General features: G+C 47.9%; 1 protein-coding gene. It reads right to left on the bottom strand.

The features are described 5' to 3' along the window. Positions 1–242 (bottom strand): PLP-dependent transferase (locus HBA93_RS23045; protein ID WP_221724777.1); only part of this gene is annotated, 242 nt, incomplete at both ends.

Genomic DNA, 242 nt, shown 5'->3' with positions numbered 1-242 from the left:
ACATCAGAATGACCTGAAGGATATTTGGTGCCTGCATGAATACTGATATCAATGCCGAAATCCAGCGCTTTGAGGTATAGCGGTGTCGCCCAGGTATTATCCATCATGGTAATGATGTCATGTTCACGGGCAACCGCGACAATGGCCGGAATGTCCTGAATTTCAAATGTGTTGGAGCCCGGTGATTCTGTGAAAATAACACGGGTATTCGGGCGGATCAGACCAGCAATATCACCGGCGAT

The organism is Ochrobactrum sp. SFR4 (assembly GCF_019730395.1).
Classification (GTDB): domain Bacteria; phylum Pseudomonadota; class Alphaproteobacteria; order Rhizobiales; family Rhizobiaceae; genus Pseudochrobactrum.
This window is presented reverse-complemented; position numbering and strand designations above follow the sequence as displayed.